At 38.7% G+C, this 9650-nt stretch carries 13 protein-coding genes and 2 riboswitches; of the genes, 2 read left to right on the forward strand and 11 right to left on the reverse strand.

The window, feature by feature from the left end; all coding sequences use genetic code 11:
- Positions 1–80: 80 nt before the first annotated feature.
- Positions 81–692: a transglutaminase-like domain-containing protein gene (locus ACFX40_RS21055; protein ID WP_377256201.1), complete on the reverse strand. Its 612-nt coding sequence runs from the start codon at positions 690–692 to the stop codon at positions 81–83.
- Positions 693–830: 138 nt separating this feature from the next.
- Here ACFX40_RS21055 and ACFX40_RS21060 point away from each other — a divergent pair, with 138 nt between their 5' ends.
- Both ACFX40_RS21060 and ACFX40_RS21065 read left to right on the forward strand, forming a co-directional pair.
- Entirely contained in the window at positions 831–1463 is a 633-nt protein-coding gene (locus ACFX40_RS21060; RefSeq protein WP_205665439.1) for a LysE family translocator, read from the forward strand.
- 166 nt (positions 1464–1629) lie between these two features.
- The gene (locus tag ACFX40_RS21065; RefSeq protein ID WP_013058226.1) at positions 1630–1770 is read left to right on the forward strand and encodes a hypothetical protein; all 141 of its coding nucleotides are present in this window, start codon (positions 1630–1632) and stop codon (positions 1768–1770) included.
- An 82-nt stretch (positions 1771–1852) separates the two neighbouring features.
- Here the strand turns inward: ACFX40_RS21065 and ACFX40_RS21070 are convergent, their stop codons facing one another.
- The 10 genes from ACFX40_RS21070 to ACFX40_RS21115 all read right to left on the reverse strand — a co-directional run bounded on the left by ACFX40_RS21070 (position 1853) and on the right by ACFX40_RS21115 (position 9350).
- Positions 1853–2266 (reverse strand): DUF5301 domain-containing protein, encoded by a 414-nt coding sequence (locus ACFX40_RS21070; protein ID WP_098247883.1) that lies wholly within the window; start codon positions 2264–2266, stop codon positions 1853–1855.
- Between the two features lie 31 nt (positions 2267–2297).
- Positions 2298–2462, reverse strand: a complete 165-nt coding sequence (locus tag ACFX40_RS21075; protein WP_013058228.1) for a hypothetical protein — start codon at positions 2460–2462, stop codon at positions 2298–2300.
- Between the two features lie 157 nt (positions 2463–2619).
- The gene (locus ACFX40_RS21080; RefSeq protein ID WP_098247882.1) at positions 2620–2820 is read right to left on the reverse strand and encodes a helix-turn-helix transcriptional regulator; all 201 of its coding nucleotides are present in this window, start codon (positions 2818–2820) and stop codon (positions 2620–2622) included.
- 187 nt (positions 2821–3007) lie between these two features.
- Positions 3008–3142, reverse strand: a complete 135-nt coding sequence (locus ACFX40_RS21085; protein WP_276606712.1) for a hypothetical protein — start codon at positions 3140–3142, stop codon at positions 3008–3010.
- 176 nt (positions 3143–3318) lie between these two features.
- Positions 3319–3819 carry a GNAT family N-acetyltransferase gene (locus ACFX40_RS21090; RefSeq protein ID WP_043981100.1) on the reverse strand — a complete coding sequence of 167 codons (501 nt, stop codon included), beginning with the start codon at positions 3817–3819 and terminating at the stop codon, positions 3319–3321.
- 143 nt (positions 3820–3962) lie between these two features.
- A complete protein-coding gene (locus ACFX40_RS21095; protein WP_377256204.1) occupies positions 3963–4580 on the reverse strand; it encodes an acetate uptake transporter in 618 nt (205 codons plus the stop codon).
- A 142-nt stretch (positions 4581–4722) separates the two neighbouring features.
- Positions 4723–7017, reverse strand: a complete 2295-nt coding sequence (gene metE, locus ACFX40_RS21100; RefSeq protein ID WP_377256206.1) for a 5-methyltetrahydropteroyltriglutamate--homocysteine S-methyltransferase — start codon at positions 7015–7017, stop codon at positions 4723–4725.
- A gap of 149 nt (positions 7018–7166) precedes the next feature.
- A riboswitch (cobalamin riboswitch) is annotated at positions 7167–7355 on the reverse strand.
- A gap of 79 nt (positions 7356–7434) precedes the next feature.
- Positions 7435–7545: riboswitch (SAM riboswitch) on the reverse strand.
- Between the two features lie 80 nt (positions 7546–7625).
- A complete protein-coding gene (locus ACFX40_RS21105) occupies positions 7626–7877 on the reverse strand; it encodes a hypothetical protein (RefSeq protein WP_013058233.1) in 252 nt (83 codons plus the stop codon).
- A 270-nt stretch (positions 7878–8147) separates the two neighbouring features.
- Positions 8148–8318 (reverse strand): hypothetical protein, encoded by a 171-nt coding sequence (locus ACFX40_RS21110; RefSeq protein ID WP_176526483.1) that lies wholly within the window; start codon positions 8316–8318, stop codon positions 8148–8150.
- A gap of 156 nt (positions 8319–8474) precedes the next feature.
- A complete protein-coding gene (locus ACFX40_RS21115; protein ID WP_240717406.1) occupies positions 8475–9350 on the reverse strand; it encodes a metallophosphoesterase family protein in 876 nt (291 codons plus the stop codon).
- Between the last annotated feature and the right edge of the window lie 300 nt (positions 9351–9650).

A 9650-nucleotide genomic window follows, 5' to 3' on the forward strand; every position in this document is an offset into this window, starting at 1 on the left:
CGAGTTGGATTCTCCACCAAGAATCTCAATTCATCGTTCTAATTTTGCTTCAACTAACATACTTTTGTCGCAACCTCTTTTTATAGCTCGGTAGGCAAGTAGTGCAAATACATATCTAAGCAGTCTTCGTACTGCGACAACACGTCCATTGTTTTTTTATGAGGTTTTGTATAAATAAGTGAATAGTCTACTTCCCCCCGTGCAGAATTCGCGGGAAAAGCCACTTTTTCTTTTTTAAGCGAAAAGTCCGCCTGCACTCCTTCTTTATTTCCTCTCGCATCTAATCGAATCCATCTCTCTTCACTTTTGATGTAGACAGCATTTAAGGCATGAATACAGTAGCCTGTGTCTAACGTATCTCCAAGTATCAGCCTTTGATAACAAAAGCCTGTGGGAATCCCTTCTGCACGCAGCAAAGCGGCTAATAGATTACACTTGCTGTAACAAATTCCTTCCTTTTCTTTTACAGCCTCTGAAGCGGTTTTCGTGATGATTTTGCTTTGAATATCCCAGGAATGAGATACTTCATCTCTCACAAACTCATAGGCTTTTTTTATGTACGCTAGGGAAGAATGAGGCAAGCTGCTTTTGAGTTCACGTACCTTTTGTTGAATCAAAGGATGTGTAAAGTTCACTTCTGGAAGTTCTTGCGTGTAGTCTTCTTTTTCCAACGATTCACAAATCAATTTCATTTACTTTTTCCTCCTCTTATATTCACCATATGTTTTTTTATACATAATATTGAATTTTATTACATATTTTTATATAATGAAAGACCACTTAAACGGAAAACGATAGTAGATACAAGATTGAAAGAGGTTTTGTTTTTGGTGACGTTATTTTTGACAAATGTACTGCTCGGTCTTTCGATTGCCCTTCCCGTTGGTACGGTGACGATTGAAATGACAAAACAAGGTTTAAAAAACGGGTTTCTTCACGGATGGGTTGTTGGACTCGGAGGAATGACGGTTGATTTATTACTAATTGTGCTTCTTTACTCTGGACTGGCTTCTGTTTTATCGGCTCCTTTTATACAGCTTATCATGTGGCTTATAGGAGCGCTTTTTTTACTTTATATTGGCTATGACAGTATTAAACATGCCGACCATGACATAACGGCTCCTGGAGAACACGTAAAAAAGTCGTTTTCCTCTTCTTATGTGAACGGGATCTTTGTTGCGATTTCTCCTAGCAATCTCATTTTTTGGCTCAGCGTGTTTGGAACGGTGCTGACCAATTCGCTTCAATCCTCTCATTCTTTTCATTTCCTGCTGATTGCTGCCGGAATATTAACAGGGATTTTAATTCATGACCTAGGCTTAATGACGATTGTCTCTGGAACTAGAAAAGTACTGAATCAGTTTTATATTAAATGGGTTTCGATTGCGGCAGGATGTATCTTAATCGGTTTTTCATGCTATTTTCTTTACCGATTTATTGGGAATCTGCGCATGTACTTTTAATGTTTCTACATATTTTATGACGTGCTATATCCCCTCTTTATCTAGTATAGAGAGGGAATTTTTATCATCTATCAGGGACTATTAGACAAAAAGTTCACAAATTCGTCACATTTCTATTGATTTTTTTCTCTTTTTATACGAAAATATAAAAAAGGGAGGAAATATCATGAAAATCAAAAAAGCACTTCGCATCTTTATTGGATCAAACGTTCTTGTATTATTAACATTTGGCCTTCTTCCAGCACTATTAGTTAACCCTGATATTGACCTAATTCAATCATTTATTAATTATATAGGCAAGGATTAATTCCGCTTTAAATAGTCATAATTTTCAATCTATTATTTTCATAAAAAAAGACAGCGCTGGCTGTCTTTTTTAGTAGGTTTGTTTATTTAGTTGAAAACAGCTTTTTGACATCTACTTTTTGATCTTTAACAATCGTATATGTCGCCTGTTTTTTATCTTTAAAGCTAAACGCTTTTATGTAATCATCATCGTAAATCGTTAAACCGTACGCATCTTTTCCGTTTTCAACGATTTTTACCCAGTAAGCTCGGTCAAACTTTGGGTCGAGCTCCTTGCTTTTTTTTACTTCTATCTGTGACAAAGAGTGTACGATCTCTTTCGTATTCTTTTTATCGTCTACTACACGCTTTCCTTCGTCCGTATCTATTTCAATACGCGTAACGTTTGCTTCATCTACTTTTATGACGTCTTTTAACTGATAGGCTTTCCCGGTATATGTAAAATAAAATACGACAATAAATAAAAGTGCAGCTATAACAATCGTTCTTTTTTTCAAAAGGAACCTCCTTTTCTACATCACGCTGCATTCACGTGATACACCTTTTTATTCCTCCTGTTCCGCAGCCTTTTAGTACAATGCTGCTTCCTACAAGTAAACTATACGTTAATCCCGGAACAGGAAGTACTAACGTTACCATCAACAGTAACATGCCCGTACTTGTAAGAGCTACTCCGGCAGCTCGATTTTTCATTCCTTTCACCACCGTTGCTCTGTAAATCTCTTTTTTATAAAGTGATAGAAGTAATATTGATCTACTGTTTACTTATGTGCTTTTAGCTTACAGCCATGTTAAAACTTCTACTAGTAAGATCACTACTTCACATTACCTTCTCTTTTTAACTAACTCATCATGATTTATGAAATAAAAACAGCTCATCTACTGTTGCTCCAAGCTCTGTAGCAAGTTGAAAAGCTAGCGTTAAGCTTGGATCATACTTATTGTTTTCAATTGCATTAATCGTTTGTCTCGATACGCCGCATACTTTTGCCAGTTCGTCTTGAGACATCCGTTTGCTTTTACGCAGTTCTTTAATTCGATTTTCCACCATTCATCACTCATCTCTAAAATGTAAAAAACTTTTTACATCCATATCTTATATTATTTTTCTTGTTACTGTCAAATATGTTTGACAAGTCAATGTCTCTTACCTACCTAAAAAAGAGATTGAAACATAACGAGATTGATCCAGTCTAAAGACGAAAAAATGAGAAAAATGATTGAGTATAAATCCCTTGTTACACCGCTGTTGATTTCCGTGCAAGGTCTCGCTTTCCGCGGGCGGGCGCTGAGCCTCCTCGTCGCGTTCGCTCCTGCGGGGTCTCACCTGTGCCGCTTTTCCCGCAGGAGTCTTCGCCTTGCCCTCCAATCAACCGCTAGAAGCAACGAAATAGATTAAACACCTGTGCAACCTCTCAATAAAAAAAGCCGTACTTATTCATGTAAATACCACCTTTACTTTTACATATTTACAATAACTACACAGAAATTAATATAAAAAAGCACAAACTCCTTAAAGGAAGCTTGTGCTTTTCTATTTCATTGTTTGCTAAAGCTCCTTGCTCATATTAAACCACTGCACGCCTGCATGCTGAGACTCCGCTACTCCTTGATTCACATATCCGTTTTTTTCGTAAAACGGAATCAATTCTTCTTTACATGTTAAAGTAACCGTTAAGCGCTGTTTGTCCTGCGCTTGCTTTTCAAACTCTCTTAGCAGCATACTGGCAATTCCTTTGTGATGATGATTGGGATTTACAACGATACCTAAAATGCTTTGATGACCGCCTGCCTCAGGGTTCGAAATCGTTTTTTCAAACAAATCATCCGTAATAAACGGAGCTGAAATGACGGGACCGTTCACATATCCGATTATTTCTTCATTTTCTTGAGCGATGATAAACGTATCAGGAATAGTGTTGATCCGCGTGATAAATGCATCTTTTGAGGCAGCTTCTGCAGGTGTAAAGCCTTTGTTTTCTAACGTAATTAATTGGTTTAAATCTTTTTCCTCCACTTGTCTTATAATCATTGGAACGTTTCCTTTCATTATGTATTTTCTTTTTTCTCTAAAAGCTTCTATTACATATAACTATCTCTTTCTACTATATATAAAAATGCCCAAACAAAAAAGGATTGACCTCTGCATCATACAGAATTCAACCCTACTTCGCTTTTTAATTAACATCTTGATTATTTGATAAATGCACCAAACGGCTTGCCCACCGGAAGCACAATTCGACCATAGTGAGTATTTAATACAGCCGCTGCAGATCCATAGAATGAAAACAGAGCAATTAATAGCTCTGACACTGCTGCTAGTAAGTGCGTGTATTCATATGCCACACCAAATGTACTTAGCGATAATCCAATGAATAAGAAATCAATTAACACAAAAATAATAAATAATACTTTATGAGTGCCCATTGCTCCAACTGTCATAAAAACGCTGAAAATCAAGTAGCCGACAAAAGCAAATGCGAGCTGCTTCGGATCCGCTTCTTTTGCGAGCGCTTCCCCAAATGCTCCAAGCTGAATAAGCCATGTCATAGCTACACCTAGCCAAAATAATCCGAAGGCACCAAAAGCAGTTGCGCCGAAGGTATTATTATGTTTGAAATCTTGCATAGACGCGATTAACTGTCCTATTCCGCCTAAAAAAATCGCCCATGGCAATACCAATGAAACACCATCGGTTACCCCAAGCTTTTGAAACGATGCAACAAGTGTTACCATGGCAAGTCCGAATAGACCTAGCGCTGATGGATCCGCTGTTACAATTTTAACGTGCTGCGTGCTGTTGTTACTCATGTTGTACCTCCCTGATTTTAAAAACACCTTTAAAAAGATACAAAAATGTACGGGAAGTGTCAATGGATATTTTTGGCCTTTTAAAATCCCATAAGACCAAGCAGTGTAGCGGTTACACTGCTTGTCCTTTACTTTCTTATTATTAAACGTTTTGTAATAAATTTTTTCTGGTTTGTTTTGCAGACTCAACCATCACTTTTAAAGCTTCAACCGTCTCGCTGATTCCTCTTGTTTTAAGGCCACAGTCGGGATTAATCCAAAATAATGCAGGATCAAGCACCTTTAGAGCGCGGTCAATGTTTCGCTGAAGCTCTTCAAGCTTCGGTACACGCGGGCTGTGGATATCATATACGCCAAGTCCAATTCCTTGATTATACGTATGTTTTTCAAACGCATAAATTAATTCACCGTGACTTTTAGATGTTTCAATAGAAATCACGTCGGCATCCAGCGCTTTAATCGCATCAATAATTTCTTCGAATTCCGAATAGCACATATGCGTGTGAATTTGCGTCTCGTTTTGCACCGATACCGTCGCTAGTTTAAATGCATACACCGCAGCATTTAAGTAACTGTTCCAGTTTTCTCGTTTTAACGGCAATCCTTCACGCAGCGCCGGTTCATCTACTTGAATCATTGAAATGCCCTGACTTTCAAGTGCTTCTACTTCTTTTCTAAGAGCAAGCGCAATTTGATTTGCCACGTCGTAGCGCGGGATATCATCACGCACAAACGACCAGTTTAAAATCGTAATCGGACCCGTCAGCATTCCTTTAACCGGCTTATTGGTTAAAGACTGTGCGTAGACCGTTTCTTTGATCGTCATCGCCTGCTCGTACGATACATCTCCGTAAATAAGCGGCGGCTTCACGCAGCGAGAACCGTAAGATTGCACCCAGCCAAACTTCGTAAACTGAAAGCCTCCTAATTTCTCACCGAAGTATTCGACCATGTCCGTACGCTCAAACTCTCCGTGCACAAGGACATCTAAGCCGATGTTTTCTTGAATTTCAATCCATTTTTTTATTTCATCGTTAATGTACGCTTCATATGCTTCATCGCTTAACTCGCCTTTACGCCATTTTAGACGCTCTTTTCGCACTTCTTTTGTTTGCGGAAAGCTTCCAATCGTTGTCGTTGGAAGAAGCGGCAGTTGAAAAGCTTCTTGCTGAACGCGCTGACGTACGTCAAACGGCGCTTGTCGCTCTGCTTTATAGCTGTGCAGCTGCTTCAGCTCTTTTTGCACGTCTTGATGATTTCGAAAAGATGATCCATTTAATGCTTGAATTGCCTGTTTGTTTACGCTTATTTCTTCTTCTATTGCTTCTTTTCCTTGCTGCACTGCTTTTGCTAAAAGCGTGATTTCCTTTAGCTTTTCATCTGCAAAAGAGAGCGCATTTTTCAATACTGGATCAATCGTCTCTTCATTTTTCACCGTGACGGGAACATGTAATAAACTTGATGAAGGCTGCAGAATCAAACGGTCTTTTGATACGGCTTCTTCAATTTCACTGATCGTTAAAAGCTGTTCGTCCAAATTTTCACGCCAAATGTTTCGTCCGTCAATCACTCCTGCTGCCAGCACTTTATCACTCGGAAAACCATATTTATTAAGAGCCGTGAGATTTTCGCCTCGGTCATGCACAAAGTCTAAACCGATTCCTTCAACAGGAAGAGACACAACTTCTTTGTAGTGATCAACGCTGTCAAAATACGTTTGCAAAATGATTTTTACATTCGGTGCCGCTTCCTTCAAAGTTTGATAGACTTCTGTGTAAAGTGCCAGGTCTTCTTTTGATAGCGTTGTAGATAAAATCGGCTCATCTATCTGTACCCACTCTACTCCTTCTGCCTGAAGCTCAGCTAAAATAGTCGCATACAGAGGAACAAATTGTTCAACTACTTCTTTAAACTCATTTTTTTTATATCCTTTTGACAGCTTCACAAATGTTACTGGACCTAAAATCACGGGCTTGCCTTCAATATTCAGCTTCTGTTTTGCTTCTTTGTAAAACTGAAGCGGGCGATTTTCTATAAGAGACGGCGTACATTCCTCAAGCTCTGGTACGATGTAGTGATAATTTGTGTTAAACCATTTTGTCATCGTAGAGGCTACCGCACCTTTTGTTCCTCGGGCGATGTCAAAATACGTTTCAAGCGATACCGGTCCTCCGTCATAATCAAAGCGCTTTGGCACTAGACCAAACATAGTCGCTGTATCTAGCACGTGATCGTATAAACTGAAATCGCCGACTGGAATTAATTCAATTCCTGCGTCACGCTGTTTTTTCAGATGCCCTAGACGAAGAGCTTCAATCTCCTGAAGAAAGATATCTTTCTCTAGCTTTCCTGCCCAAAACTGCTCAAGCGCTTTTTTCCATTCTCGTTTTTCACCAATTCTTGGATAACCTAAGTTTGAACTTTTTACACTGCTCATTTTTTCCACTCCCTGTATATTTTTTATCGGTAAACTAAAAAATCTCTCTTTTCGAAATGAAAAGAGAGATGATACGCATACTTAACTAAAGTTGAGATAGCCTGTTTTTCTCAACACGTATTCCTCACTCCTCTCTATATCCCGTAGAGCTTAAGTGCATACAACAGGCAGGTCTCCTGACTTAGGTTCATCGCTTCCTATCCCTTCCCATTTCAACATGAAACAGTGGTTAATAAGTTGCTCCCCATTACAGTGGCGGGACCGCGCCGGCTTTTCACCGGTCTTCCCTTTTAAGCTGCGTACATTCGTTACACAGCACCTGATGCATTTTTATAAAATTGTTCATTCAAAACATATTCACATAAAATAAAAAGCCTCTCTATCACGAATAGAGAGGCATAGTATCTATGAAATCCTCTCTTATTTTTCAAAGCTGTACGCTTTGCAGGATGTAGCACCTTTTCAACAAGAATGTTAAATGGTTGCCGGGCTTCACAGGGCCAGTCCCTCCGCCTCTCTCAATAAGAGTTTTAATTGTTTATAATATTTTGAATGTAGAGTCATCTTAACACCTTACATTTATGTTGTCAAAAGAAATTTCAAAAAAATTAGTTTTTAGGAGGCGCTGACGCTAACTTTTGCCTTAACAATTTGTAATCATCTTTTCGATGCGTTTCGATTAAATCTTTTGCTCCCTGGTGATATCCTGACGAATAAATGTACTCTACCGCTGTTTCGATAAGCTTTCTTTTTTCTTCGGCACACTCCCGGTCCATTAAGGGGAACAGTCTACCTAAAAGGTCATTTAAATCTTCCTTGATAAAACGATCAAGCCCTTCTTGCATCTTTTCGTTTGCCATGATTGCTCCTCCATTTGCTGTGTATGTTCTAAGCCTCTATAAGCAGGCATTTCACTGTAAATTCCAAGATAAAGTTAAGTCATTAAACAGTATATCAAGTGAATGTTTTTCTTTAATTACATATGTAATACAAATATATGACAAATATAGAGAATATATCATCATTCATTATCTATTATAACGTTTGACTGAGCCTTCTGCTACAAGGTTTCGTTAAGAGTTATGCACATTTTTCCAAAAGAGGTTGAGACATAACAAAATGAATTCAATCTAAAGGCAAATGGGATACATGAGCTGAATCGCTTGTGACACCGCAGTTGATTTCCGTACAAGACTTCGCTTTCCGCGGGCGGGCGCTGAGCCTCCTCGTCGCATACGCTCCTGCGAGGTCTCACCTGTTCCGCTTTTCCCGCAGGAGTCTTCGTCTTGTCCTCCAATCACCTGCTAGAAAGACCTATACACATGAAACCTACGTTTGCCTTAACAAAAAAACAAACCACTAATCAAACATCTTGATCAATGGTCCTTTTTTCACTTCGTCTAAAATCCTTTTGTCCCAGCCTCTTTTTTTGAACCTAGCTTTCTATTTTCTTGTTTTCACAAACAATTTCTTCGAGGTCGTCCAAAATCCTTCCAAAGAAGAGGTCCTAAAATGTCGTACCTGCTTACAAAAAACTGCGTAAAATTATAATTATTTAAAATTAAAGGCGGCTCAAAATCAAGGGGAGCACCGGCGCCTCCTGACAATACAAAATCAGTGCCTCTTCCAAGCGTAAACGACCCGTTTCTGTTTTTTCTAATAAACTGCTCGTCATACGCATGCACGTGACTGACTAACACTTTTTTCACGCGGTGTTCTTGAATTAAATCAAAAAATTCTTGACTTTGAGGAGTCGTTACAGGAAACCCTTCAAGATTTGACCACCGGCCAATATTTGGCTGCGCATGCATCGCTACAACGGTGTTACGAGGAGCATCCTCCAGCTGCTGCTCTAAATAATTCAGCTCTCTATCTGTAAATCCATATATTTTATTCTTGGGACTGATGACATTATTTAATGCGATGCACCGGAAGTTGAAGACAGGAATATCAATGACCCAGTGTACTTTTCCGATAGTGGCTCTGAAGTTTTCAAGATTGCTTTCATCAAGGTACAGTTCATCATGATTCCCTACGCATACAAACATAGGAATGTTCGGGGCGATTTTTTCAACAACCTTAACAAAGTGCTCCAAATACTCTTTTTTCCCTGTATAAACGGTGTCTCCCCCATGAATAATAAACAGCGGGTTCAATTCCACCGCCTTTTTTAATACAAGCTCAAATTCACCGCTCATCGTGAAACAATCATCGTTTGGTCCGTCACCTCTGCTGTCTCCCATAAAAACAAAGTTAAATGGATCTCTCGGATTTAATTGTTTAATTCTTTGCTTTAATAACTTTTCAGAACGTTCATGAAGCGTCAAATTCATCAACTAGTTAATCCCCCTATTAATAAATAAATTTAGTTAAAAGTAAACAAGCTTACTTATTTATATGAGAATTTGTTGATGATGGTCACTACCTTCTTGTAAGCAGAACGCACATTTAAATTAGTTTCCATAGCCTATCTATCCTTTTATTTTGTTAAGCACTGATAGGACCACATAAAAGCTAGAATCCTACAAATCTAAAAAAGAACCCCTTGCTGGGATAGGGACTGACCCCTAATAGTGAGACAAATAAAAAACACCTTTAAGTTAAAAAACGGGTATATACTACCTAACAATCAC

It is taken from the genome of Priestia sp. YIM B13552 (genome assembly GCF_042787775.1).
GTDB classification, from domain to species: domain Bacteria; phylum Bacillota; class Bacilli; order Bacillales; family Bacillaceae_H; genus Priestia; species Priestia megaterium_E.